We start from the raw sequence: 26,331 nt of genomic DNA, 5'->3' as shown, positions 1-26,331 counted from the left end.
TTGGACTATATCATTAAATGAAAATTTTGTGGCTGATTACGCAGACTCCGAACATACAACTGGTGAAATTAGTTTATATAAAGCAACAATGAAAAAAATAAGCCTATCATCCTGCATTATAAAGCTTCGCAATAACATCTGCCGCCGGTTGGTATACGAGAAAGTAATCGATTGCCTAGGTGAAAATGACCTGGCAACCACAACCTTATGATTGAGGATTTGGTAAATTAATCCTGTATCAGCTAATGAGAAATGGGCAGAGCGAAAGTTGCCAGGATTGGCCGAAGTACAAGCAGCCCTCGAGCAAATGTTTGAAGAACTAAATAATGCAAATCAAAAAAATAGGAGGATTCCCACTTTCCACATGGGGGTGTCTAATAAGTCGTTTTTACTACTTATTGACGCCCCCTTTGATGTTTTAGAAACGTTGATATATTGATGTTTATGATTTTTTGTTTTTTATGGGGATTTGATTTTCTGGACAGCCCCGTGTGGAGAAACATTCCAAATCCATTTCAGAGACCCCCTATCTATCTTGTATTACACAAAATTTTTGACGGTACCTGAAAGGTAGGGGATTATCTATTGTTTCTTTATCAAGTGCACCTAACAAATAAAAATTAAGTATTTGATCGGATACGTTTAAAAGTGTGCTGATTCAATATTTCTTTCAATGTATCTTTCGTTGCCATTCCGTTCACTGAGATTGTACCATTTTGAGAAATTCGAATTTCAATTTTATTTTGGAATTGATGAAAGTTCGTTTCTAAATGTTTATAAACATCCGTGAGGAAATGATAGTTTTGATTGGATGAACCAACCCAAGGACGGCTTAAATCTAATTTTTCTTCGATAAAAGGTCCATCGATTAGCAAATCTGTCACTGATAGCAGCCGTTGATTTTGTTTTTGTTTTTTCAAATCATCATATAAATACCCTGTAAATGTCATAACTGTTAAGCCGAGCTGTTTCACTTTTCTTCCTAGTTCCCCTAAGGCTTCAGCTTGATCAAACGGTTCTCCTCCAAGAAATGTGACGCCTTCAATCTCGTTTTGCTCTTTACTATCTTTAATGAATTCAAATAAATTCTCCACATTCATTTTTGTACCGTTTTCATTTACCCAAGTCCAAGGAACGGCACACCCTTTACAACGAATTGAACAACCTTGTACCCAAATTGCAAATCTTTTACCTGGTCCTTCCACTTCAGTAACTGGAATATAACGATGTATGTACAGTTCCATCAAAAGTCCACAACTCTTCCTCGTTCCATTTTTTTCTTTTGATTTCCTTGATTATTATCGTCTGTATTAAACTGTAAATATGGTCTCATTTTTTCAGCTACATGAGGCTTAATCCCAAGAACTTGGATAAAGTGTTCGAAATTTTGAAAGAATCCTACCCTTTCTCTCTCTGCAAGTATTTTTTTCGCAAAAATCAATCCAACCCCAGGTACCTTTGCAATTTCTTCTGCTGAAGCATGATTAACATCGATTTGTTTACTTACGCTTTCGTTTTCAATTGATGGCTGCATTGGGTTTATAAATTCTTCCTTTGGAGAAATCACTTGCTGTTCATCATTCGATTCAAGGATATGTTCTTTCGCAATAGCTTCTTTTAATTGCTTTAAATTTTTTTCTTGTACTTTTTGCTGTGATTCAAGACGGAGTAAATATTCAGGTCTAATTCTAAAAACATGAAAGATGGAAGAAACCCAACTAATAAGTGCTAATGCAAACGCGATATCAAATAAGAAATGTCCTTCTTCTGCAATTAAAAATATGATAAAAGGTAAAGTATATATGAGTCCTGCAAAAAACCATTTTCTTTGTCTTACTCTGAAAGCTGCATAGAAAAAAGAAATATAATTAAAAAAAGCAAAAGGGAAAAAGACCCATAGCATCCAGATGGAGTTACGTAATTCCCAACCTATCCCCTTCTCAGTTATACTCCGCATCATTCACTCCTCCTTTAGCTTCAATTTATTTTGTTCAGTTATAGTTTCTTCAAATTGAAAATATTCTTCTTTATAATTTGAATCAACTGTTTCCGATTCGAGTAGTTTCTCCAAAAGGTCAATATACTTGATGCATTCTTGTCCCTTCATGCCAATTGTTTCCGCAAAGATTTTACCGTCTTCTGTCAATTTGATCTGTATTTTTTTGGTTCCCATAGCATCACCTATTTAGAAATATTGTTGACATTAAAAGTTAAAACAATTGTTCGGTCTTCTTGCATAATTTCCGATTCCAGATGTAAGCCATGTTCTGCTGCTTGTTTAAGTAAATGTTGATAAGTTTCTTGTTGTATTAGATATTTGTATTCTGTCTGTAAATTTTCAATAAATTCCATGGCAGCTTGTGTGTCAACACTATTGTTAAATATCGCTTCAAAATACCCCTGTTCAGTTAGTTGAAAATAAATTTGAAGATCTTCAATTGTCGTTTGGTAATTTTGTTCAGTCAATTTTGTCACTTTGCAACCATACTGTTCAATCGATTTTTGAAGTAAATCTTCTTTCTTCATAATCGTTGGAATGATAAAGGAATCATTTTTTTGATTTGCAAAGGCTTTAATCGAACTAATTGTTGCAATACCAATTGGAACTAACAAAAGTTCAATGCTCAAATTCATTCACCTACTTCTATTAAAAGTCAATCGCACGACCGCCACGAGTGGACTTAATATCCATATCCATGTTAGAGCTATTTGATTCGCAATACTCCGCTCGATCTTCTCTAGGCGTAGCCGCAACCGCTCTAACACTAGCCCATTCACGAATCTCTTTAATTTGTTCAGCCTGTGTCACCGCAAGTGGTACAATTAATTTCGAAACTTTTTCAAAATCACTAAATTGAACACTTCGTTCTTCATAAAATGCCTCAAATAATCCATTTATGACAACTTGTTCAATCTCTGCTCCTACAAACCCCTCCGTCATGTCAGCCAATTTTTCCAGGTTTTCAGTACTAATTTCAAAATTACCTTTTACGCTTGGGTTATTTAATCTTTTCTTTAAATGAACTCGGAAGATTTCAATACGTTCTCTATGTGTTGGTAAATCAACAAAGAAAATTTCATCAAATCGACCTTTTCGCAACATTTCAGGAGGAAGTGCCGATATATTGTTTGCAGTGGCAACTACAAATACGGATTTTTCTTTTTCTTGCATCCAAGTTAAAAAGTGTCCAAAAACACGAGAACTTGTCCCGCTATCTCCAGATGAACTAGTTCCGTTAAATCCTTTTTCGATTTCATCAATCCATAAGATGGAAGGAGCAATGGCTTCAGCTGTTTGAATCGCTTTTCTCATATTTTCTTCACTACTACCAACAATGCCGCTAAACACTTTTCCAATATCTAATCGCAGTAATGGAAGCTGCCACATTCCACTAATCGCTTTACTTATTAAACTTTTACCACAACCTGGAACACCTGTAATGAGCACACCCTTTGGAGCTGGTAAACCATATTGTTGCGCAGACTCTAACCAAGATTTATCTCTTTTTTTCAACCAACGTTTTAAATTTTCTAATCCACCGACTTCATCCATATTAAGATTACTCGATATAAATTCTAGTATCCCTGTTTTCTTAATGATTTGTTCTTTTTCTTGAAGGATTACTTCAACATCCTTGATTGATAATTTTCCATCATCAACCATTGCCCGTGCAAAGGCATTTTCGGCTTCCGAAAGTGTTAAACCCAATGATGCTTTTACGAGTTTTTCTTTTTCTTCTTCATTTAAGTTAATTTCAATTCTTCCTGTTTGTCGGTTTACTTCAATCATTTCATCAAGCAGTTGCTTCATTTCAGTAAAGGTTGGTAAAGGAAAATCAACAATTGTAATATCTTTCTCCAAATCTTGCGGTAATTTAAGAATTGGAGATAAAAATACAATATTCTTTGGATTAACACTTTGTTTTAAACTCATTACAATGTCACGTAGTTTTCTTATCACAAGAAGATCTGGTAATCTTCCTTGATCACCAAAATAAACATGGAAGTCTTGCAGTACAAAAATAGCGGGCTCATCATACTTTTCAATAAATTCTAATGCTTTTACAGGAACCTTCGTATCGTCTTTACGTATACCCTCTCCTACAATCCCTTCCGTAATCTTCCAAGTAAATAATTTTCTTGTTGTTTTAATCAACTGTTGATCATAGGCAATGTCATTAATAAGTGCTAGTGCTCTTTGCTCTTCCCAAGTTGGAATATATATAAATGGGAATCTAGCTTTAAACAAATTAGCTACAAATCTTTTTTGCTTTAATAAGTAATTCAATGCTTTCCCTTCTTCCTTTAGATTTTTGGGTTATTAAGAATTTTATAAGCAGTTGTAATGTTTAAAATATATCTTTACCCATATATCCTATAGATACCTGAATCCGTGATAAAAGGTAGCTTACCTAGATAATTTTGGAATGACTTTCTTTTACCTTAACTTTGGATATTTTTACTGGAATTAACCGTTTTTGGGTATATCAAATAAGTTTCCCATACTGATAAAAGCTAGCAGTCTAAATAAATCAAAGCTTTGTAATAAGTTTCTTGTTCAAGGCATTTAAGCAAGTGTAGAGTTTAGTATTGTAATTTTACCTTTCTCTTCATCATTAATATTACATTAATTTTGAAAAATACTAAAAATAATAAATTGAATGAATTTTATAAATATTAGTCCTCCAGACTCAAAGATTTCTAAGCACTAAATAAGAAGTACTCCCGAAAATGTCGAAATAAGTAAGCGGTCAAACAATCTATCGACCTAAGGTTGACCCCCTATGCCTATTATAAGACAAGGAAGCTTTTTTGACATCAAGATTTATGCAGATTTACCAGTTGCAAAGTTAGATCGGAGTGGCCCAAAATTCAATTATCAAATACAATCGGATATTGGTTGATACAGGCTCTGATAGTAACGGTTATTTCAAGTGAATTGGCTGAGACAATATTGTTCTTGAGGAAAATGATACGATTTATAGAATAAGTGGCGTTGGCGACTCTGAATTTGTATTTTCGAAAAAAGTAGATTCTATTAAATAGGATTCGAAAGTGCAGCCGCATTCATATGGTTGGCTGTTCTTTTTTCTATATATTTGGAACGATTATAGATTGAAAGAGGCGTGAGGATAAAAAAATGAAGGATATTTCTTTCGTATCTCGAATTATTTAAAAGAGTTACTTTTTTGTTAAACGAAAAGAACTCTTCTCATCCTCGGTAATTTGTTTTCCATATAAGGATGTCATTCATTGTATAGGCTGCATTATTGAATATGAACCGGCCGATGCTCTCAGTAAACATTTAAAAAGATGACTTCAACAATAAAAGATAGCGGAGGAGTAGTCGCTATATGTTACGTTTATTCATTATTTTTGTAGCTACAGCAAATGCGTTCATTGTTCTTTATGCACCACAGCCTCTACTCCCGTTGTGGACTCAAGAATTTAATATATCGATAGCAACGGCAAGCTCAGCTATTTCGATTACCATTATTTCATTAGCCGTGTCATCTTTTGTATTTGCTCAATTATTGGACCAATGGGATCGAAAAAAAGTTATTCTTTTTGCAAGTATATTATTAATTTTTCCGAGTATGATGATTTACATTAGTGAATCATTTTCATCAATTTTATTTTGGAGATGTATGTATGGTCTCATCATACCTGGCATCTTGGCTGTGATGATGGCATATGTATCTGAAGAATTTCCTCTAAATCAACGTGGAAGAGTGATGGGAGTATATGTAAGTGCTAATGTGGCGGGCGGATTGCTGGGACGGGTTATTTCTGGACCGATAGCCGACACATTTTCCTGGAAGACTGTTTTTTCAATAATCGCGGTGTATTCCATGGTCGTTGCTTTTTTAGTTTGGAAATATCTCCCTAAACCTAACTATCAAAGAGAAAGGAAGAAACAAAGTTTTGGCATACATTTTAAAAATCCTGCTCTGATAGGTACATTCACTATAGGTTTTTCGCAATTCTTCGCATTTATTAGCTTTTTCACATATATTCCTTTTTATGTTGCTCAACCTCCTTTTCAGTTAAGCAATACACAAATTTCGTTGCTTTATGCTACATATGCGTTCGGCATTTTCTCCGCTCCTATAGCCGGCATGATATCTGATAAGATTGGCCGGCGTTGGACAATGAGTATGGGGCATATTCTTGGCGGAATCGGTATTTTCATAACGCTTTGGCCAACGATTCCTGCGCTTGTTGTGGGATCATCATTGTTGACGCTCGGAAATTTTGCTTCTCAATCAGCAACAACAGCTTATGTGACAGATATGGCCGCCGATTCACGGGGAGCTGCTACGTCTTTATATTTGGTGTTTTTCTATTTAGGAGGAAGCCTTGGCGGTTGGATTCCCGGCCTTTTATGGGAAAATTACGGATGGCATGGTGTCGTTTTTTTAACAATTGGAACAATCATTTTGGCACTATTAAGTAATTTATTTCTCGCAGGAAGAACCCCAGGGAGATTGAAAGTTTCTGAATTATGATATGAACAAAACAGTATTATTTCCTTGCCGAATCATAGTGAATATTTATGACTAAAATAAGGATTCTTTTTCCACAATGGGATTGTCCCGAAAGTCATTGAAACTTGACTTGTATCGTCTCCTTAATGAATTAAGGTGAAGCAGACGGGAACATACTGCGATTTGATTTTGAGCCACTGTGTATGCTTTTTCAGCCAGGAAGACAGTTAGCTAATTCAGCCTTGTTAGCTTACCTACCACTCAACGTAAAGTTTTTCGTTTGATCGGTGGTGCATGAAAGATTTTTCCCCATGGTTTTCTTAACTTTATAAGAACTTCATTTTATTGTTCGATTAAGTGTAACTTTTCGAATAGGAACCACCTTTTCCAAGGGTTATGTACTTTATCATTTTTGAACATTGTTAGTGTGGTGGAATCATCGGATTTATTTGCAATGGTAGTGATTTAAAATATAAATCTAACGATGATTCCTCCCAAAATAAATAAACTAAATATGAGATACCATATACTTTCGCTTCGGTTTTCTTTCCATCCCTTAATTGCGTAATAAAAGGCAAATGCAAAAAGTATAAAGAGAAGTATATCCCCAATATATTTGTACACATTCCTCATCCTTCCTCAGTTGAAAATACATTTAAATAATATTCCTCAAGACTGCTAGCTGTCTCTTTGATCTCGGAAATAGATATATTATTTTTTAATATTTTCCCATTGGAAATTAAAATAATTGAATCACAACATCTTTCACAAACCTCTAGTTGGTGTGTAGACATAAAAATACTGCATCCATTTTGTGCGTATTGAATTAAGATGTTTTTAATATCTTTCATACTGACAGGATCAATTCCTGATAAATACTCATCTAGCAAAAGTAGCTTCGGTTTTTTCATTAATAATGGAATAAGATTGAGTTTCTTTTTCATTCCAAGCGAATAATTGAAAATTTGCTTATTTAAGGAATTTAATAATCCCAATAACTGGAGCATTTCTTTAATTTCCGGGCTGTCTATATCAAAATTTAATAACTCGCTCATGAATTTTAAATATTCTTTTCCGGTCAGCACGGAAAATAATAATGGGGCATCAGGAAGTAACATGATTTCTTTTCGATCCAGATCTGACAGTTTTACACCATTGACGTAAATTTCTCCATCATCGTAGCCGGTCAATTCAGATAAAATTCTAAAGGTTGTGGTTTTCCCCGCTCCATTTGGTCCGAGAAATCCGACAATTTTATTTTCAGCAATTTCAAACGTTGCTTGATCTAATATTTTTTTCCCATTTTCAATTTTGGTCAGATTATGGACTTTCAATAAATAATCAGAAGATGCTGCTCCCACTGGATTTTCACTCCTAATAAATAAATTGTTTTTTATTTAGCTTTCTTTTTACTAATAAAAGTGATATAAAGAGCATTCCGAATAGATAAATAGCAAGAAAAATAGGATTGATGAACAAATATTGTGATTTTGTTAAATAACCCATGATAAATAAAACCATGGGGATTGTCATACTAGGAAGTATGATAAATAAAGACATTGCATCTAAGATAGAATCGACCATTTTTTTATCGCCAAATTCATTCAATTCTTCAGCGTTTCGAAATTCAAAATGAGGATAGAAGGCGCTGGAAATATAATTTAAAGCGCCAAAAGCATTTAAAGCTAAAATTTGCATTGAGAGCAACCATATAATAGTAGTTAATGAAATGGGAGTGAGTATATAAACAATGAAATCACCTATTATGATTAAAGGAATTAACGTGATGATGTAAACAAAAAACTTTTGTTTAAATACATACCAAAGATTTTTTCCAGCATTTAAATAAATTAAGACATTGGTGCCATCACTTTCTAAGGCCATTCCCCCTATGAAATGCTGATAATGACGTTCCGCCAAAAAATAAATATGGTACAAAATAAAAAATGAAAATACTAATTGCTGCACTTTGTACTCATCATCTAAATTGGCGAGCAATCCGCTAAATATGCCAACAGAAAACCAATAAACGAAATCGCCAAACATATACGGAAGCCTCTTTTGAAAAAAGCTCGATCTAATAAATAAAAGAATCATAAAAGCTTTTTTCTTTAAAAACGGCACTTTTAATAACGGGGAAGGCAGCCGATCAAAATACTCCGCTGATCGCCTGTTGGGGTTTTCTTTAAAAAGAATGATAAATAACAAGTAAAATACCATAGTAAACATACACATCAATATCGTGCCAATATATGTATATAGAGAATCAGCAGTGAGAATATCAAAAAAGCTTAAATTGATTTTGATCGTCGTTACACTGTCAAACAGAATTTCCCAACCTTTGTTAGACCATTTTTCAAATGACTCGGATGTGGGATTTTCTTTAATAAAGGGAATATCAATAAGCCATCCTGTAAACTTTGCAGCGAAAAAATAGCCTATTGAAAATATGATCATTCTTGATATGACAATTTTGGCTACTTTGTTTACGAAAGGTTTTTCTATTATAAACTTGTATACATAAAATGTGTGCGAAAAAGAGACAGCAATGCTGACAAACAAATATAAAGAAAAGCTGAGCAGTGTTAATCCAATTACCATAGATATGTTTAAACCGATTGCGTATGATAAGCTAAAAAGCAATGTTAAAATATGTATGATGAAACTTCTTATGTTCCAGCAGATTGTTTCGAAAATAACCATAGAGTTGGCTTTACTTAAACTCAATTTAAAATGTGACAGCAGCCACTCCTTGTCCATTGAGCTTAAATTCCACTTGGAAGCTTTTATGCCAGCAATAACAGAGAAAACTATTACATATACAAAATAAAACTGCCAGAGAATATAAACATTGTTGTTAATTTGGGAAATTTTTTGCAATAAAAAGTCCAAAAATGGCGCACCTGTCGTTGCTGTATGTAAAAATTCATTCATAATTACCAGTTTTAATACAGCATATGCAGAAAAAAAATAAAAAATAGCCTCTATGACATCAAGAAAAAAAGCTGTGATCGCAAATATATATCCTGAATACCCTCTTCTATTTAAAAATTTACCCCATTGATTTTTCCATCTTATATAAATCTTCCATTTAATCCATGCTGCTCTCATTTTGACTCCCGACTTTCATAAATTTAATGTAATCAATCCCTCTACAATGGAAGCTAGAAGGATTCCTATAATTACCATTACGACATGTTTTAATAAAAATTTCAACCCATATTTTCTATTAAAATAAAATGTAAATCCTAAAAAGCCGATAGCTCCTGCTAATAAAAAAAAGGGGATTTCAAATATTCCATGAGGTATAACCTTTAAAAATATATTTAATAAAGGTTGATCAGATAAAATAAGATGAGTTAGACCTGCTCCGATAGATATGCCATTAATGAGTAAATAAATAAACGTAGGAATCCCAAATGTAAATAAACCCAGCATTAAAACTAGACAAACAAGTATATTATTTAAAAAAATAGAATACACTGAGTACCAGCCAGCTTTATAAGTTCTTTGGAGCTCAGCTGCCTCCTCCATTTGAGGCGAAGTCGAAAAAATTATCATGACCCCAATAATTAAACCTATGCCAAATACAATGGCAGAAAGGATAAAAGTGTTTCGTAGACGGGAAAAATAGTTCAACATCACTCACTCGCTAACTTTTTCTTAAATTAAATAGAAGGTAGGATAGAGAAAGACTAACGGCTCTCTATCCTATCCTAAAAACATTATGCTACTACAGCTTTTTTGCCTCCGGCTCTTAGAGCTATCTGCAAGGCTTTTAATGTGAGACCTGCTCCGGTTATCAATGTCAAGAATGAAGCTATTCCTAAACCGGCGTCCAAAAATGCAGCAATAGTTTTTGCAGTAGTTTCATTAATGCCATAAGCAACTAAAAGATCAAGTTCCAACATTATAATTCACCTCCTTTCAAATAAGTTCAATTAGTGTGTTAAATATAATTATTACTGGGAATAATATGGAAACTATCTTTGTTAAAGACTGCTTTGTAACAATTGTTAAGCTTAAACAAATTAGAAATAATGACCACAAATTAAATAATTCAATTTTCGATAAAAATATTTGCACAAATTGATTCATGTTTAATCCTGAAAATAGGTAGGCCAAGCTGGTGACAGGAATATGATATTGAGACGGATCAGATAACACGTATTTTATACCGAGCCCCAAAATAACAGGGGATTGAGCGATGATGACAAATCTCAATAATTCCCTGAATTTTACTTTCAATTTTACGATGGAGAGAACTATTTTTATTAAGGCTGTAAGTAAAAGAATATTAACGAAAAATAAGAAGACTTGCATAATTGCGGCAAAAATAGTAAGAGCATTTTTAAACGATTGTGATGGATTGTTTCCTAAAAGATCTGCTATATATTCGGATTCCAATAAATTTTGACTTATAACAATACTTATTGCGGCAAACAATATAACTAATGTCAAAGTAGCTAGTATTCCTAGTTTTTTTTCATTATGTATGTTCAATAAAGTTTTTTGCGGCGAATAAATGATTTTAAATGGATAAAATATCCTTTTGATAAAAACATGACTAGGGTTTCTTACCAATTGCTCTTGCTCTTCAAGACGCATTATCAAATCACCTGCTTACATAATTTAATGAGTTTTCGATATTTATTTGCTAAAAAACAATGTCAATATTTCATATGATCACAATGCTCCGGCTTGTTGTTTAAAGTTTTAGAGAGAAGAGAAGAATTGATATATTTTTGGTGGAATTTACAATTTCTTCTTCTTAATTCAAAATATATTACAAATCTTCTAAAAAAACATCGGTATTTTCCACAAAAAATGATGTGGAAAATACCTATTTTTAGAAAAAACAATGAAAAAAACTGTCATTTAGTGTAAAATTTTTACTATAAATACTAGTTGAAGGAGGGATAAAAAGCGAGAATCGATAGGATTCACTGAACTTTGCATTCGCAAAAGAAAAGATTGGATTTGGATGTGTTCTCTCACTTGTGTATATATGAAAAACAGACGGACAGTTAACGGAAAAGTAAATGAGTTTTTGGAAAAACACTTGTTTAGCTCTAAGCTTTAAAAAAGGCATCTTTAAACTGTTGCGCCTTTAGAGGAAAATGATTTGGAAACGAAGATTATTTTTTTCGAGATGTGTATACGTTTTTAGTCTATAATCGCTAATTGTTTATGCTGATGCCAATGTACATCTGATTTTAGTGAAGCTAGTCTAAATACATTCTGTTCTAATTGAAATTCTTTTAATGGAAATTTTGTGAATTATTCTCACATCTGTTCTCTTCAATGTTTTTTAGACTTATAAAATGCTTTAAAAATAAAAGGGTGTTTATATTGAGTTTTCCGAAAAAATCAATTAGGGTGAGTGACGATCTAAAATCTTCGACGAAGATGGCTACGCTTAAATGCAGTCAGAACTGGGCATTGTAACTTCCTGATAACTTTGCCGAGATTAGGATGATTGAAATGAAAATTAAAGTACTACTGGTAGATGATCACTTACTAGTCTTGTTAGGAATCAAACAATTATTAGAACACGAATCAGATCTTGAAGTTGTAGATACCATTTGCGACCCTGCCGAAATCAATGCAGCAATATCAAAAAATCATCCGGATGTTGTGGTAATGGACATAAGAATGAAAGGCTACAATGGAATTGAGTTGACAAAGAAATTAATCGAAAGCTATCCGAATCTGAAGATTGTCATATTATCAGCTTATAACGATGATGAATATATTGACGCATCTTATCATGCCGGTGCTTATGCGTTCATTACGAAGGAAAACTCTGCTACAGAACTTGCAAATGCGATCAGACAAAGTTTTTTGGGCAACAATATCATTCCTAGAAAAAAAATAGAATATCAGAATCACTATTTAACCAAAACTGAGTTAGAAATTTTAAAGCTGATTTCTGAAGATAAAACGAACGCAGAGATCAGTGATATTTTGATGGTAAGCAGAAGAACGGTCGAACACCATGTTTCATCAATTATTAAAAAGCTGAATGTGTACTCAAGAGTTGGTGCAGTGGTAAAAGGAATAAAACTGGGACTATTAAAAACTATTTAAAATCGTTATATTTTGTTCAAATCGGAAGCCTACATTCCAGCATGTAGGTATTCAAGACATGGATATTGTGTCTGAACTCAATTGCGCTTTAAACAACAAAACCGCTGTACCGTGTGTGAGAGTGTCTATCAAACATAGTGATTCTCTTATTTTTTAAAGCCGAAATGTATAAACTTGACTTTTCCAGGTGGAGGATTTAGCAAAAAGACCTATTTGTTCTCTCAATTTCATTCTTAAGCACTATTCAGAATAGGATATTTTATCTATAGGAAGATAAAGGTAAATATGTTATTTTTAAACAGAAAATTTTTTAATATTTTGAATAGGAGGAATCAAAAATGAAAAAGAAATTGTTTATTGAAGAATTGGAAGTAAGGCAATCTAGCTCTCCGTTATTTGTGAGCCCTATTGTGGATCCGGGATATGCCACAACGTTAGCTTTAGGCGAAGAAGGAGGATATACAACTCAAGCTATCGGGGAAGAAGGCGGGCCAATTGTTACCACATATGCACTTGGCGAAGAAGGCGGTTTTATAAAATAGGTTTTGTTAAAAGTTGGACAAGCGCCCCAGAGAATGTTTTCTGGGGCGCTAAAATTCGGAAAATTCTCATTTATTTCATCGGAGGTGCGAAATGGCGGAAGTATCTGTTGGTATTATCGGTTCACAATTTGAAAGGCATTGTCTTTATTTACAAAAGGAATTGGTTCGACAAGGCGCCCAAGCATTCATTTTAGATAATTCGCCGGATGTCCCCTACCCCTTAAGCTTTGGGGGTGAAGACAGCCATTATGAAAACCGTGATTTATCGGAAACGAACGTTTACTTTTTGAGAGCATTATTTGTTCCTACTCCTGCATTCGATACTTCTCAAATAAAGGAACAAATCAAGGAGAATGGATTTTTGGCATATGCGGCGGAGCGGGAGAGATATGCTGCTTGGCTGTCTTGGTTAAAATCTTCCTCTTACTTCGGCAGACTCATCGTCAATCCTGTTGATACACTGCTCATTCATTTTGCAAAGCCTTATCACCTTGAGTGTCTAAGAAGAGCAGGTATTCCCGTTCCTAAAACGTTAGTAACCAGCAATCCGGAAAAAGTTTTGGAATTCAGCCATAACTGCGATGTCATCTATAAACCCGTTGCTGGAGGAGCATTGTGCCGTCTATTGACAGAGGAAGATAAAAAACCTGAAAGATTAGAAGCATTGAGCACAGCACCGGTGCAATTCCAAGAATACATACAAGGTCAGGATGTACGTGTATTTGTCCTGGACAGAAAAGTCATCGCATCATTTATCATTGAGGGAGAAGGAATTGATTATCGTGAAGGCGCCCATCAAGTCAAACCCTTTGAGATAACGCCAGAGATCGCTCAGTTATGTATAGAGGCATGCGAAACATTAGGGCTTATTTTCAGCGGAATTGATTTAAAACTACGTCCAGACGGTTCTGTTATATGCATTGAATGTAATCCAAGCCCAATGTTCGAAGGATTCGATCGGGTTGCCCCTGTTTCAATTGTTTCCCAGCTGGCTTCATACTTGATCAAACAAGCCATTCTTAAAGAGGAAAATAAACTGAAAGTGAGAAACTGACGTTTGGAGAGGGAGTATTTGTGAATTACTCACAGTCATTTCAAAAACCGTTAGTATACAAAATAGGAAAGATAAAAGAAGATCGGTACTGGATTGAACGACCGGATGGACTTTTATTGCAAATAGATAACTATTCAAAAAAATTGTTGGAGCAGTTGGCAAACAAAGAGCCTATATCTTCTATTGCAGATAAAATGGAAGTATCGGAGAAGGAAATTTTACTATTTCTTGAAAAGTTAGGCATCGATAAGGATGCAGCCTTTTCCCTTATTGAAGAAAAACAATCTGATTTTGAGCCGTATCAAAAGCCGCTCATAACCTATTACAATCCTTGGCTGGAGCGTAAATGGTTTAACTGGATTACCGCAGGTGCTGTTTTGATTTCGATCATCAGCACCGTTTTGTTCATGATCAACACTCCATTTTTTCTCGTCACTGATCTAAAAGGTCAATGGATCATCGCCGGAGTTTTAACATTTTCAGTCCTCATCCATGAGCTTGGGCACTTATTAACAATGCCGCGTACAGGGAACATTTCCATTTCTGTTCAATGGTCCGGGCCTGTCCCGTTATTTAGCATTGTTTGCAATGAAGCTTGGAAGCTATCAAAATGGCAGCGCATGCGGATCAACATCGCGGGCTTTACGGCAGATTTGATTGTATGCGGATTAACATCAGTGATCGGCTTATGCTTTGCACAGCTTTCACCATGGATTTGGTCCTTTCTTATTGTTCATATGTTTAGAATGCTGTTTGCGATTTTCCCGCTGCTTCCTGGAGACGGCTACTGGATGATCGTTGATCTATTGAATCAGCCGAATTTGTGGAAAAATGCAATAGATCAACTAAAGAAATTGAAAATTAATTTGCTTTCCTTCTATGCTTTTGTGCGGATTGCCTTTCATATCTTTATTTGGATTTTATATACGTATTTCATTTTTTTGTGGTCAGCTATCATATTCACAAGGCCGTTTGAAGACGTTCTTTTATTCTTTTTACAGCCTGCGCCGTTGTTGTTATTCCTGAACCTTTTCTATCAGTTGATTTTCATTACTTCCCTCGGAATCAAGCATATAAGGCGGCTGGGCAAGGCGGAACGGGCTCTGGAACGGTAACGATTTTTCGCCATTTTATGAAAATCATAACTTAATGATTCGCCATAAACGGCTCTCGAGTTGTTGAAAAGATTGCAAGAGTGGAATTTTTGAATGATTATTCCCGGAACGGAGCCAATCTTGAACATAATTTAATTGATTTTTTTTGAAAAAATATTGACAAAAAATTCAATCCATGGTAATCTTTAAACCGCAGTAAATCAATAGGAATAATTTAGGTTCGATCAGACGACTGAAGGGCCTTGCAATGCTTGGAAATAATATATTTTCAGGCGTGCAAGGCCTGTTTTTATTTAATTTAAAGAAATTGGTTGGACCATTGAATGTCTGAACCAAATGCGTTGTAAAAAAGGAAATGGAGGGGTGGTTCATAGTGTCACACAAGTTTTTAGTACATAATGTCGGCGATTCTGTGGGAGTCGCAATAGAAGACATTGAAGCAGGCGAGCAAATCCAAGGGGTCATCTTAGAAGACGATTCAGTTGTTTCAGTAGAGTCTAGAGATTTTATTCCTCTTGGTCATAAGATTGCTTTAGTGGATTTGGATGAAAACAGCAAAGTAATTGAATATCGCGTACCGATTGGTGTAGCTACAAAAAAAATCTATAAAGGGAGCTATGTTCATACTCATAATTTAAAAACGGCGAGGTGGAAATATGGAGAATAAAATTTGGGGTTATCGCAGAGAGAACGGAAGAGTTGGTATTCGGAATCATGTAGTGATCATGCCTGTCGATGACATTTCTAATGCGGCAGCAGAAGCGGTTGCTAAAATTGTTCCTGGTACTTTAGCGATCCCGCATGCATACGGGCGATTACAATATGGGCCGGATTTAGACTTGTTTTTTAAAACGATTATCGGCAACTGTTCTAATCCAAATGTAGCAGCTGTTGTTGTGATTGGTATTGAGCCTAACTGGACAAATCGAATTGTTGAGGAGGTACAAAAAACAGGCAAGCCGGTAGCTGGATTTTCAATTGAACGTTATGGCGATTTGTCTACGATTGAAAAAGCAGCTCGAACAGCACAAAAATTTCTGCAGGATGCTTCTGAAATTCGCAGAGAGCCTGTGGAATTATCAGAAATTTTAGTGAGTATTAAATGCGGAGAGTCGGATACGACAACCGGGTTAGGATCATGCCCTACGGTAGGAAATGTAGTTGATCGTTTAATCGACGAAGGCGGAACTGTTTTGTTCGGTGAAACCTCCGAATTAACTGGCGGCGAGCATTTAATTGCAGAGCGTTGTGCCACTCCAGAAGTAAAACAAAAATTTTTAAGCCTTTATCAAAACTATGTTGAAGAAATCGCATCAAAAGGTGTTGATCTGCTTGGCAGCCAGCCGACAGAAGGAAATATAAGAGGCGGCCTCACAACAATTGAGGAAAAGGCGCTCGGCAATATCGAAAAAACGGGCACAAAACCGGTGGTTGATGCTTTAGGACCTGCGGAGGCTCCAGTAAAAGCGGGATTGAATTTTATGGATACCTCCTCTGCAGCAGCTGAATGCATTACTTTAATGGCAGCTGGAGGGGCAGTCGTACATTTCTTTCCTACCGGTCAAGGCAATATAATTGGTCATCCAATAGTACCCGTTATTAAGCTTTCGGCAAATCCAATTACAGTTTCTACTATGTCAGAGCATATCGATGTAGACGTTACAGGATTATTGAAACGGGAATATAATCTCCAGCAGGCTGGCGATTTGCTGCTTGATATTTTGATCCGAACAATAAACGGACGTTTAACTGCAGCGGAAACATTAGGGCATAGAGAATTTGTTTTGACGAAACTTTATCGCAGTGCATGAGCGGAGGAAAGTAATGAAAATACTAATCTCTGAATATATACCTGAATCCGGGATTAACAGGATGAGGAAAATAGCGGAGGTCGAATACAATCCGGATTTATGGAGAAATAAACAGGAATTAATAAACAAAATAATAGATGCAGACGCATTAGTCGTTCGAAACCAGACAATTGTTGATCAGGAAATACTGGATGCAGGGAAAAAATTAAAGGTAATCGGCAGATTAGGAGTCGGGCTTGATAATATAAATTTACTTGCAGCAAAACAACGTAATGTAAAAATCGTCTCCGCCAAAAATGCCAATTCGGTTTCAGTAGCAGAATATGTTATGGCCGTTATTTTAACGGCATCGAGGTCTATCATACAAGCCGGAGAAGACGTTAAAAAAGGAAATTGGAATAGGAAATTATTTACGGGAAATGAGATATACGGGAAAACATTGGGATTAATCGGAACGGGAGAGATTGGCCACAGGCTTGCTAAAAGAGCCATTGCATTTGGAATGAAAGTGATCGGCTATGATCCTTATATAAGAGAATTCGATTATCCTTTTTCTGAAACGGGGATTACAAAGGTTGAATTAGCAGAGGTCTTAAAAGAATCCGACTTTGTAAGCATTCATGTTCCGCTAACGAATGAAACAAGAAATTTACTTAGTACGAAAGAATTTAACTTAATGAAAAAAAATGCAATTATTATCAACACTTCTCGCGGGGGAATTGTTGATGAATCCGCCTTATTCAAGGCGGTGGAATCCGGGCAAATTGCTGGTGCTTACTTAGATGTACTTGAGAATGAGCCGGTCGAAAAAGACTATTTTCTATTAAACAGCAGCAAGATTACTGTAACTCCGCATATTGCTGGATTAACAGAAGAGTCCCAAGAACGAATCACTAACATTATTTCAGATGAAATTATGAAAGTACTTGAGGGAAAAGAATCACTATTTTTAGTTTCATCTGATTTTTAAAGGGTGAGTGAAGTTTGACTGTTTATGATGCGAAAGCTTTAAAAAAATTTGTTGAAGATGTTTTGGTGAAGCAAAACGTTAAAAAAGAGAATGCTGAAGTTGTAGCAGATTCATTAATAAGGGCAGATCTTGAAGGTATCACAAGCCACGGAATCAGCAGATTGCCGATCTATTCAAAACGTTTAAAAGAGGGGCGGATTAATCCGACCCCGTCCATAAAAATACAAAAAAAAGGGTTATCCATTTTAACTGTCGATGGAGATAACGGATTGGGCCAGATTGCATCATATTATGGCATTAAAGAGGGAATCAAAACAGCAAGAGAAACGGGAGTTGCTGCCATCGCCATTCGAAAAAGCAATCATTTTGGATGTGCATCATATTATTGCAAGGCAGCTTGCGATGAAAATCTTGCAGCAATTGTGATGACAAATTCTCCGTCTGGTATTCCGCCTTGGGGAGGCAAAAAAGCTTTCTTTGGAACGAATCCGATAGCATTTGGCTTTCCAGTCAAAAACGGACCGGATGTTATTATCGATATGTCTGCAAGCGTCGTTGCAAGAGGCAAAATTATAGAAGCGGCAAAGGAAGGAAAAGCCATTCCAAAAGGCTGGGCAATCGATCAAAGAGGCAATGATACGGAAGATCCTGCAGAAGCATTAAACGGAGCCGTTCTTCCTTCAGGAGGAGTAAAGGGGTATGGCTGGGCTTTGGCAGTGGAAATATTAACAGGGCTATTAACAGGTGCTGCTTACGGCCCACATGTCGAAAATATATATGACGATAACGGCCAAATAGCAAATGTAGGGCATTTTTTTATTTTAATCGATATAGAAAAATTTATGCCTGTAGATCAATTTACCTCTCTTCTGCAAAAAATGCTTTTGGAAATGAAAGCTGTTCCTAAAAAAGAAGAAGTCCATACAATTTTGTACCCTGGGGAACGAAGAGAACAATCTTATATTCATAAATTACGTTGTGGTATTCATTTATCTCAGGAAGTTGAAAAGGATTTAGTGCAGCTGGCCAATCAGTTGCATTTGGAATTTCCTACCATAGGTGATCATTATGTTTGAAAATATTCGTTTTGATCGTTCCACTGTTCCGAATAAGATTGTTGAAGAATTGAAATCACTTATTCAAGAAAATAAGCTGAAACCCGGGGAAAAGCTGCCGTCAGAAAGAGAGCTTTCTCTTAAATTAAATGTGAGTCGAAATACAATAAGGGAAGCTTACAAAGTTCTCTCTACGCTCGGATTTATTGAAATTAAACAGGGGAATGGCGTTTTTGTAGCGGATGGAACGAATAATTTAGCTCAATTAGCCAATCATTACTTTGTCAAAAGCGACCAATTTGCAGATTTATTTGAAATAAGAATGCTCATTGAAACGCAAGCAGTAGTATGGACTGTTGAACGGGCATCCGATTCGGAAATTGACGTTTTGTATCAGTTTGTAAAAGAGACTGTACAATTAATCAGCGAAAATAAAGTGAATGAAAAGATATTGTCTGAACGAGATCACAAATTTCATATTAGAATTGCGGAGCTTTCCAAGAACGCAATTGCTTATCGGATAATGAACAGTCTCACTAGCCTTTTTAACAATATCAGGGTGGAGACATCTAAAATACCTGATCGGATGCACCATTCGTGGCTGGAGCACTTAGAAATTGTCGAAATGATCAAAAAGCGCGACATAATTAGGTCAAGGAAAAGCATGGAGAAGCATTTGCAAAGTGTCGAGCAGACTTTAGAAAACGCAAAGAGGGATAACGGCTAACATATGACATTTAAGTTTATTTCCGAGAAAAAATCGACGGGTTCACCGCTGTATTGTTCGGCCGCTTATCGGTAAATGAAAGCAAAACTCTATCAGCCTTATATATGAGCTGATGTGCCTTAGCGCCGACGCTTGCCATTTCCCTGATTTTTATAGCAAAAATATATTGTCAGGCGCCATTTTTTCCGAGATTCATTGAGATACTTCTTGTGCTATTTGGAATTGGCTGTGTTTTGAAAGGAAAAAGGCAGAGCTGCCAGCAGGAAAAATTCGCCTCACTTTCATTTATTAAGCTTCTTAATTATGAGCATAGGCTGTGCAGCCAGTCCGTCAGCGGTATCCGTTCGCTGGATTTTTTTATGATGATGAGGAACTTATCCTAGAACCAAAGATTTTACGAAAGATGTACAAAATGAAACGGAAGCATAAACAAAATTAGCCGAAAAGACTAGAATCCGCAAATGACATGAAGGCCATTTTCTATTAAAATGATTTTAAGATTTAAAATAGATAGAAAATGGTAAGCAAAAACAACAGAGAAAGTTTTCTGTGCTGGCAACACCAAATCGAATAGTTTAATGGGGAGTGTTTTCGAACAGACGGGAGTCAGGATGCACTCCCCAGCTATTTACTATAGGGGGAAATTTTTGTGGCAGAAACAATTGCACCAATGACGGCAAAACATTTGGAACAATGTATTGAACTATATATGAAAGTTTTTAATCGTGACCCTTGGAATGAAAGCTGGACATATGAAACGGCTAAAGAAAGGCTTACAGATTTGCTGCATACTCCGAAATTTACAGGATTTTTTTGGGAAATCGATGGAACTCCCATTGGTTTTATAGCAGGGAACAGCAAGAAAACATATCAAGGAACAACTTTTTATTTAGCGGAATTATGCATCAATCATGAAATTCAAGGTAAAGGCTATGGCTCCAAGCTTCTCCAATATTTAGAGAAAGATTTACAAAAGAAACAAGTTAAAAGCATTTACCTCTTAACATCCACTGGAGGACTCGCAGAAAGCTTCTACAGAAAAAATGGTTATGCTGTGAATAACAATCGAATTGTGATGAAAAAAAATTTGTTTTAGACAGTTTTTTCCTAGCTGAAATTTTATCCAGCCAATTTTCGGTCTCCGCCAAAGAATCATGCAATCACTGTGCGCATATGAAACCGAATGAGATAATGTTTTAAAACGAGAAACGACAAGTGCTATTCCCCACGCTTATGTTTGGGGAAATTTTTTTGTGATTGACAAAAAATAATGGTAAATAGTTAAATATATTTAATTAAATATATTTAACTATTTATTGGGGGATTTTATGGTTAAAGACAGCATTGCGTTTATTGCAAATTATTTGTGGAGGGAATCGATTAAAAATTTACATATGCATTTGACGGAGGCAGAGATTAAAAAATTCAGCAGCAATGACTACTATTATTTAACGACTATTTACTATATGGGGAAACCCAATTTTTCTCAGGTGGCAGAAGCTTTGAACCTCACGAAGCCGGCTGTTTCAGCGATGATTAGAAAGCTGTCAAAAATGGGCCTTATAGAAAAAATACAATCGCAGGAGGACAAACGAGTTTATTATGTAAGTGTTACAGAAAAAGGAAAGAACATTGTCGAAGGTGATGAAAAGCTCTACAAGAAAATTGACTTGCAAATAAAAGAGTGTTTAGGAAGCGATCATAAATATGAATTTCTGGAAACTTTATTGGCAGAAATCGTTCGTTATTTGCAAAAAACAGATCGCTAATGCATCATATACATTCTTACATGGAGGAGCTGTTCATGAAAAGGAGTTTTGAGGGTAAATCCGTTATTGTCATAGGCGCTTCAGGGGGATTAGGTTCAAGCTTTGCAAAAGCTTTTGCCGATAAAGGTGCAAGGCTTCTTTTAGTTGGAAGGAATGAAGAAAAGGTTAAAAAGACAGCAGAGCAAATAACTGGAGATATAACAACAGCCGTTTTTGACATTACTGATTTACAATCGATTGAAGAACTGAAAGATATTGTAAAAAGGTGGTCGGCCCATATTGATATTGTCGTCAATGCTTCGGGTTATGACGTGAGAAAGTCTTTAGCTGAGCATAGTTATGAAGAAGCGAAGAACACGCTTGATATCAATCTTTTAGGAGCGATTCTTATAACGAAGGCATTCCTGCCGCATATGAGAGAACAAAAAGGCAGCACGATTGTGCATATCGGGGGATTTGCAGATGGCCGCTTGGCTTTTCCTTATTATAGTGTCGATGCTGCATCACGTGCAGGGCTGTTCACATTTATTGAAGCTGTAAACCGTGAATTGGAATTGGAAGGCAGTCAAGCAAGGGTTGCCTATTTTTCGCCAAGTCCTGCAGATACTGAAGCTGAAAGACCATTTCATCCGCTTTGGAGGAAAATGGGTGTTTCCATTATGCCTGTTGAAAAAGTGGCAGAGGATTTGCTTAAAACAATTGAAAAAAAGAAGACAGTACGAATTATGGGAGGGATGTCCACGATCCTTTTTGCCAAGCTTAACTCCATATCACCGAAGCTGGCTGATGCTATCATGATGAGAAAATATGGAAAAATGCTTCAACAATTTTTTTACAGGACAGAGGATGGCGGACAGCAAAAGCCGAGTAGGCATAAAAGAGGCTATCTCCGCAAGATTGCTGTCATTCTTATTATCGCCTCGTTTATTTTGTATGGACTAGCCGCCGTTGTCCCATTGCTTCCGCTCACTCTTACTCAAAAAGCGGCGGCTGTTCCGGCGCTGATTGCAATTGGCGAAATCGTTTGGTGGGCCGGGCTGGCAATCGCAGGTCGGGAAGTCGCTGCCAAGTACAAAAAATATCTTAATCCGTGCACTTGGTTTTCCTGTAAAAGAAAAACAATTTAAAGATTAGAAAAGTGCCATCAGCTGGAATTCTAAACTTTATGCGAGAAGTGAGGAGCTTGGAATTTTTTTTGCCAGATTGGCATATTCTTATTGTTAGTTGTTGGAATAGGATTCATTTCAAAATTATTGGGTAAATATAGTTTGTATTTTTTGCTGGCTCTCACTTTTACAGTTTTAATTTTTGCTGTTCTAAATACGAATGATTTTAGTAATCGGCCTTCTTATATGTTGTTTTATTTGGAACAGTTTGTCTAGCTTCAATGATAAAATTGATGATCAAAACGTATAAGTTAAAATAAAAGGTTCTTCGGAGTTTTATCAGGTAGACGGCAGCTTATAAATAGCGTAAAAGGACATTTTGAAATTCTTTTTAATGAGAAAGACGTCCTCAACATCTATCTTGCTTTCTTCTAAATGTTGATTCGGTTATTAGGCAGGCGGCAGCATGGATTACTTAAATAAGGAAAAGAAAAGACTCACGTTTTGATAAGGTGAAATCCCTTTAAATTCGAACAGTCATACAATGCCCTAAAGGGGCTGTCTTAGAAAGTCAAATCGTCATTGATAACCACGATATATCAACATTTCTAAAACATTAATGGGGGCGTCAATAAGCCGTAAAAACGACTTATTAGACACCCACATTTTGTGATTGCATTTTAATTCATTCGGTTTTAAGCTTCTTTTTCATTAATTCATTTATTATGGCAGGTATTAATAAATACAATGCGTAGGCAAAAGACATCCATGCTGCAAAAGCGATAACCTGCGGCTCATCAAGCTTAGGAAAAATCAGCTGGTGGTTGGATAAAGAAAAAGTATCTAAAATTAAACCAACGATCGTGCCGATGAATCCAAATTTCAGCGGTGCATTTTCGGCTTTGTCAAACAATACATATAAATACGTGGCTCCTGCCAATAACACCCCTGTTCCAGCTATTAGCAAAGAGAGGCTGACAGCAAACTCCGCTGTACCCGGTCTGAAAAGAACGCTGTCCCCAAACATAACAAAAAACATTGTGGCAAAAAACCAAACAAAAACGCTCCAGCATGCTGTGTACAAATATCCTTTCATTTGTTCTCCACCTCTTGTAAGCCGCTCAATGCTATAAATAATTTCTCAAGTTCTGCGTATGTTTTCTCTACCGGAAAATTTTTTGACAATAGAGCCTGTAAGGCGATTCCGTCTACAACAGCGTTTAAAATGATCGCCCATGTGTCAAGCGAAATTCCTTTAATTGGTGATGAAGGCCATATTTTTAATAAATTTTCCGCTAGAGCTTTATTTTCTTGTAAAATAATCCCCTCAAGCTGTTCCCTGATTTTATCATTATGAAAACCTGAAACGACGAGCGTTAAGAACAATTTATGAAAAAAAGAATCATGAGAACAACGGCTTTTCGCTGTCTCAATCGCTTGTTTAATGATGTTGCCGTCACTTTTCGATAATTCGTCCCAAGAACTGTCGCAAATATCTTTTACAATATCCAATAATAATTGTTCTTTTGTTCGAAAATGATAATAAACAGTCCCCTGCGTAACCCCTGCCGTTTCGGCGACTGCCCTCAATGTGAACTTTTCAATTCCGTTTTTGACTAAACACTTCTTCGCGGAACGAATTAATTCATTTTTACTAATAACATTCGGCTTTGCCATATGATCACTCCTTATTAGTTATTCATATAACTAACTTAACTCAAAAAAATTTACCGTTTATTCACTGATTCATTTTAGATTATACAAAATTCTTGACAGTACCACAATATAAAATGGTCATAATTACCATCTTTTCAAAAGTCATTTGAATTCTCTAATTTGAATATTGACAAGAAAAGAGTTTTCATGTGACTCTTTTTAAGAGAGAAAGGGCAGGTGAACAAAATGGATATCAATGAGTTTCAACAATGGGTGAAGGAGTATTATGACAGCAGGGGCTGGGCTGAATTAGATATTTTTGTCCGCATTGGATTTTTAGCCGAAGAAACAGGGGAAGTTGCCCGAGCTATAAGAGCGCTTGAAATTGGCAGAGACAGACCAGACGAATCAACAGGTTCAGTTGAGGAAAATAAACAGGCATTAATCGAAGAGCTGGGAGATGTGTTAGGAAACATCATAGTGATTGCAAACAAATACAATATTCCTTTGGAAGAAGTATTTCATTCACATAAAAAGAAGCTGTTAGATCGTTATTCTACTGTTTAAGTTTTATGTCTTAAAAATTCCATAATAAGGTAAAATTGCGGCATCGCTGTTTCACGTGGTGAACGGATTCTTCCGTATTCTTTGATGCCGCAAACGATTGTTGAATAGATTGTGAAATCCATTTCTTTTTATGGTCGACCAATTGCAAATAAACTTTCTTTTCCGGGCAATAGGGGGGATGCCCAATTTTCAAAAGTCATTAGCGATAAAAACGATTCCAAGGTTATTAGATAAAAGGCAGTGTTCGCATCAGAGGATGACGATTCTGCGTAAAACGGTTCCGAACTTATATAGCTTGATATTCACATAAGGGAGATGCCGTTTTTATTTGGTTATAAAAATTTTTGAAGTTTAACTTTTTAACTGAAAGGCTTTTATAAATTATTGGTTAGAAAAATCCTGATGGGACTATTTTTCTATTTTTCGTGTAATGCTGCGGCGGCCGTCTATACTAACAGGAACATCTCCTGCAATTGTAATTCTTCTCACAACTCTTTGTTCGTCGCCATAGTCATTTATTGCATAATGCTGGGTTGCACGGTTATCCCAAATCACAACATCTCCTGCACTCCATTTCCAGCGAACTGTATTTTCTAATTGTATAATATGCTGCTGCAGGACAGTGAACAATTGGGCTGAATCGAAGGTGGAAAGTCCGACAAATTTTTTGACAAAATGACCAAGTAAAAGATTGCGTTCACCGGTTTCAGGATGTATATGGACAACGGGGTGCTCGGTTTCATATAAAGTGGAAGTGAATACTTCGTCATAGTGCTTTTTTGCTTCAGGAGATATATTATATCGCAGTGCTGCATAATCATAGGCATTTGTATGGATTGCCCACAATTGATCAGCAAGATTCCGCAGTTCTGTTGGCAGAGTTTCATAGGCAGCAGCTGTGTTCGCCCAAACAGTATCCCCTCCTGCTTCAGGGATCACAACCCCCCGTAAAATGGAGAATTTCGGAAATGCATCTACAAATGTAACATCTGTATGCCATGAATTGGCCCGGTCGCCACGATCAGAGTCTAGCTCAAAAATATAATTGGAGCCGTCTTTTGCTGGAACAGTTGGATGAACAACAGGATTGCCAAGCAGCTGTGCAAAGGCTTCCTGCCCCGCATCATCTAGATGATGCTGATTTCGGAAGAAAACTACCTTGTACTTTAAGATCGCTTCGCGAATAAATTGAATTGTTTCAGCATCTAGTTCATCGGAAAGTTTGATGCCTGATATTTCAGCGCCAATTCGTCCGGCAACTGGTTTGACAATAATCTCTGATTCATTTTGTACTTGTTTGACATCAGTCATATAGATCGCCTCCTCAAGAAAGTTTATGATTCTACGGAATATTCATCTTTCTCAAAATTTCATCGGCACT

Annotated in this window: 27 protein-coding genes; 14 read left to right on the top strand and 13 right to left on the bottom strand. The window is 36.1% G+C overall.

The window, feature by feature from the left end; all coding sequences use genetic code 11:
• Positions 1-620 precede the first annotated feature (620 nt).
• The 5 genes from NSU02_RS16650 to NSU02_RS16630 are packed head-to-tail and all read right to left on the bottom strand — an operon-like array spanning position 621 to position 4,288.
• Positions 621-1,244: a 4Fe-4S single cluster domain-containing protein gene (locus NSU02_RS16650; protein ID WP_339195827.1), complete on the bottom strand. Its 624-nt coding sequence runs from the start codon at positions 1,242-1,244 to the stop codon at positions 621-623.
• Complete coding sequence (locus NSU02_RS16645; protein ID WP_339193338.1) at positions 1,244-1,960, bottom strand: helix-hairpin-helix domain-containing protein; 717 nt, start codon at positions 1,958-1,960, stop codon at positions 1,244-1,246. Before NSU02_RS16645 ends, NSU02_RS16650 begins: the two co-directional genes overlap by 1 nt.
• Positions 1,961-2,173, bottom strand: a complete 213-nt coding sequence (locus NSU02_RS16640) for a DUF2997 domain-containing protein (RefSeq protein WP_066248063.1) — start codon at positions 2,171-2,173, stop codon at positions 1,961-1,963.
• A gap of 8 nt (positions 2,174-2,181) precedes the next feature.
• Entirely contained in the window at positions 2,182-2,628 is a 447-nt protein-coding gene (locus NSU02_RS16635) for a hypothetical protein (protein WP_066248066.1), read from the bottom strand.
• Between the two features lie 19 nt (positions 2,629-2,647).
• A complete protein-coding gene (locus NSU02_RS16630; protein WP_066248067.1) occupies positions 2,648-4,288 on the bottom strand; it encodes an AAA family ATPase in 1,641 nt (546 codons plus the stop codon).
• Positions 4,289-5,354: 1,066 nt separating this feature from the next.
• On the opposite strand from NSU02_RS16630, the gene NSU02_RS16625 reads away from it, so the two are divergent.
• Positions 5,355-6,509, top strand: coding sequence for an MFS transporter (locus NSU02_RS16625; RefSeq protein ID WP_339193337.1), 1,155 nt, complete (start codon positions 5,355-5,357; stop codon positions 6,507-6,509).
• A gap of 608 nt (positions 6,510-7,117) precedes the next feature.
• On the opposite strand, the gene NSU02_RS16620 is transcribed toward NSU02_RS16625, so the two are convergent.
• From NSU02_RS16620 to NSU02_RS16600, 5 genes are all read right to left on the bottom strand, one after another.
• Positions 7,118-7,849 (bottom strand): ABC transporter ATP-binding protein, encoded by a 732-nt coding sequence (locus tag NSU02_RS16620; protein WP_066248071.1) that lies wholly within the window; start codon positions 7,847-7,849, stop codon positions 7,118-7,120.
• A 13-nt stretch (positions 7,850-7,862) separates the two neighbouring features.
• The gene (locus NSU02_RS16615; protein ID WP_339193336.1) at positions 7,863-9,599 is read right to left on the bottom strand and encodes a hypothetical protein; all 1,737 of its coding nucleotides are present in this window, start codon (positions 9,597-9,599) and stop codon (positions 7,863-7,865) included.
• Positions 9,600-9,614: 15 nt separating this feature from the next.
• Positions 9,615-10,130, bottom strand: coding sequence for a stage II sporulation protein M (locus NSU02_RS16610; protein WP_311066486.1), 516 nt, complete (start codon positions 10,128-10,130; stop codon positions 9,615-9,617).
• Positions 10,131-10,213: 83 nt separating this feature from the next.
• The gene (locus NSU02_RS16605) at positions 10,214-10,399 is read right to left on the bottom strand and encodes a hypothetical protein (RefSeq protein WP_339193335.1); all 186 of its coding nucleotides are present in this window, start codon (positions 10,397-10,399) and stop codon (positions 10,214-10,216) included.
• Between the two features lie 16 nt (positions 10,400-10,415).
• On the bottom strand, positions 10,416-11,096 hold the full coding sequence (locus tag NSU02_RS16600; protein ID WP_339193334.1) for a YIP1 family protein: 681 nt from the start codon (positions 11,094-11,096) through the stop codon (positions 10,416-10,418).
• Between the two features lie 876 nt (positions 11,097-11,972).
• Here NSU02_RS16600 and NSU02_RS16595 point away from each other — a divergent pair.
• The 12 genes from NSU02_RS16595 to NSU02_RS16540 all read left to right on the top strand — a co-directional run bounded on the left by NSU02_RS16595 (position 11,973) and on the right by NSU02_RS16540 (position 22,748).
• A complete protein-coding gene (locus tag NSU02_RS16595) occupies positions 11,973-12,578 on the top strand; it encodes a response regulator transcription factor (RefSeq protein WP_339193333.1) in 606 nt (201 codons plus the stop codon).
• A gap of 338 nt (positions 12,579-12,916) precedes the next feature.
• Positions 12,917-13,120 (top strand): hypothetical protein, encoded by a 204-nt coding sequence (locus NSU02_RS16590; protein ID WP_063388395.1) that lies wholly within the window; start codon positions 12,917-12,919, stop codon positions 13,118-13,120.
• A gap of 91 nt (positions 13,121-13,211) precedes the next feature.
• Positions 13,212-14,174, top strand: coding sequence for an ATP-grasp domain-containing protein (locus NSU02_RS16585; protein WP_339193332.1), 963 nt, complete (start codon positions 13,212-13,214; stop codon positions 14,172-14,174).
• A 20-nt stretch (positions 14,175-14,194) separates the two neighbouring features.
• Positions 14,195-15,289, top strand: coding sequence for a hypothetical protein (locus NSU02_RS16580; RefSeq protein WP_339193330.1), 1,095 nt, complete (start codon positions 14,195-14,197; stop codon positions 15,287-15,289).
• Positions 15,290-15,662: 373 nt separating this feature from the next.
• Positions 15,663-15,956 (top strand): UxaA family hydrolase, encoded by a 294-nt coding sequence (locus NSU02_RS16575; protein ID WP_232515603.1) that lies wholly within the window; start codon positions 15,663-15,665, stop codon positions 15,954-15,956.
• Entirely contained in the window at positions 15,946-17,100 is a 1,155-nt protein-coding gene (locus NSU02_RS16570; RefSeq protein WP_066248079.1) for a UxaA family hydrolase, read from the top strand. The genes NSU02_RS16575 and NSU02_RS16570 overlap by 11 nt, the downstream gene beginning before the upstream one ends.
• A 13-nt stretch (positions 17,101-17,113) precedes the next feature.
• On the top strand, positions 17,114-18,070 hold the full coding sequence (locus NSU02_RS16565; protein WP_339193329.1) for a hydroxyacid dehydrogenase: 957 nt from the start codon (positions 17,114-17,116) through the stop codon (positions 18,068-18,070).
• Positions 18,071-18,084: 14 nt separating this feature from the next.
• Positions 18,085-19,146 (top strand): Ldh family oxidoreductase, encoded by a 1,062-nt coding sequence (locus tag NSU02_RS16560; RefSeq protein ID WP_339193328.1) that lies wholly within the window; start codon positions 18,085-18,087, stop codon positions 19,144-19,146.
• Positions 19,139-19,852, top strand: coding sequence for a FadR/GntR family transcriptional regulator (locus tag NSU02_RS16555; protein ID WP_063388402.1), 714 nt, complete (start codon positions 19,139-19,141; stop codon positions 19,850-19,852). Before NSU02_RS16560 ends, NSU02_RS16555 begins: the two co-directional genes overlap by 8 nt.
• Positions 19,853-20,501: 649 nt before the next feature.
• Positions 20,502-20,948, top strand: a complete 447-nt coding sequence (locus NSU02_RS16550) for a GNAT family N-acetyltransferase (protein WP_327848706.1) — start codon at positions 20,502-20,504, stop codon at positions 20,946-20,948.
• A gap of 232 nt (positions 20,949-21,180) precedes the next feature.
• Positions 21,181-21,621 carry a MarR family winged helix-turn-helix transcriptional regulator gene (locus NSU02_RS16545; protein ID WP_063388404.1) on the top strand — a complete coding sequence of 147 codons (441 nt, stop codon included), beginning with the start codon at positions 21,181-21,183 and terminating at the stop codon, positions 21,619-21,621.
• Positions 21,622-21,656: 35 nt separating this feature from the next.
• Entirely contained in the window at positions 21,657-22,748 is a 1,092-nt protein-coding gene (locus NSU02_RS16540) for an SDR family NAD(P)-dependent oxidoreductase (RefSeq protein ID WP_063388405.1), read from the top strand.
• A gap of 664 nt (positions 22,749-23,412) precedes the next feature.
• Here the strand turns inward: NSU02_RS16540 and NSU02_RS16535 are convergent.
• Both NSU02_RS16535 and NSU02_RS16530 read right to left on the bottom strand, forming a co-directional pair.
• A complete protein-coding gene (locus NSU02_RS16535) occupies positions 23,413-23,823 on the bottom strand; it encodes a DUF5367 family protein (RefSeq protein WP_063388406.1) in 411 nt (136 codons plus the stop codon).
• Entirely contained in the window at positions 23,820-24,404 is a 585-nt protein-coding gene (locus NSU02_RS16530; protein ID WP_063388407.1) for a TetR/AcrR family transcriptional regulator, read from the bottom strand. The genes NSU02_RS16535 and NSU02_RS16530 overlap by 4 nt, the downstream gene beginning before the upstream one ends.
• Positions 24,405-24,629: 225 nt before the next feature.
• Here NSU02_RS16530 and NSU02_RS16525 point away from each other — a divergent pair, with 225 nt between their 5' ends.
• Entirely contained in the window at positions 24,630-24,950 is a 321-nt protein-coding gene (locus NSU02_RS16525) for a MazG-like family protein (protein WP_063388408.1), read from the top strand.
• A 408-nt stretch (positions 24,951-25,358) separates the two neighbouring features.
• Here NSU02_RS16525 and NSU02_RS16520 read toward each other — a convergent pair whose 3' ends face one another.
• Entirely contained in the window at positions 25,359-26,261 is a 903-nt protein-coding gene (locus NSU02_RS16520; protein ID WP_186439284.1) for a TauD/TfdA family dioxygenase, read from the bottom strand.
• Positions 26,262-26,331: the final 70 nt, after the last annotated feature.

The sequence above is a fragment of the Aeribacillus sp. FSL W8-0870 genome (genome assembly GCF_037963755.1).
GTDB classification, from domain to species: domain Bacteria; phylum Bacillota; class Bacilli; order Bacillales; family Aeribacillaceae; genus Aeribacillus; species Aeribacillus composti.
This window is presented reverse-complemented; position numbering and strand designations above follow the sequence as displayed.